The sequence below is a fragment of the Frankia sp. AiPs1 genome (assembly GCF_023716945.1).
Taxonomy (GTDB): domain Bacteria; phylum Actinomycetota; class Actinomycetes; order Frankiales; family Frankiaceae; genus Frankia.
Map to the genome: position 1 here is coordinate 1 of NZ_JAMQQF010001143.1, position 649 is coordinate 649.

Annotated in this window: 1 pseudogene; it reads left to right on the forward strand. The window is 76.4% G+C overall.

Annotated elements, in window-relative coordinates:
• Positions 1 to 649, forward strand: a pseudogene (locus ND748_RS33345) (ComEC/Rec2 family competence protein); the annotation flags it as partial.

Genomic DNA, 649 nt, shown 5'->3' on the forward strand with positions numbered 1-649 from the left:
GGTCGTTGCCGGACGCCGCACTTGTCCTCGCCGCCGCGGCAGTCCTGACGGTGCCGACGGGCCTGCTGGCCCTGGCCCGCCGTGGGCGCCGCCGGCACACCGGCAGGAGGCGCAGCGCGGCGCCGACGTCGAGGAACGATGCCGACAGCGATGCCGACAGCGATGCCGATGCCGACGGCGATCATGACCGCGTCCTGCCCGCGGCTGCCAGCGTGGTCCTGACAGCCGTGGTGTTCCTCGCCGCCGGAGTCCTCGCCGGCGGGTTGGCGACGCGTCCCGGTGACCGGGGCCCCCTCGCCGACCTGGTGCGACGGGGGGTGCCGATGACCGCGCGGGTCGTGGTCACGGACGATCCGCGGTTGGCCGCCACGGCTGCGCCTGGAGTCGGTCCGCCGGCGGCCACCGCCACGACGTTCGTCGTTCCCGTCCGGTTGGAGCGCGTCACCGCCGGGCCCGTCGTGGTGCGGCTGCGCGCCTCGGCGATCCTGCTGGGGCGGGGTACCGGCTGGGATGGTCTGCTGCCCAGCCAGCACCTGGACATCGTGGGCCGGTTCGCCGTTCCCCGGGTGGGCGACACCGTCGCCGCGGTCGTGCTGGCGACCGGAACGCCGCGCCTGCGGGGCCGGCCCGACGCGGTGCAGCGCTTCGC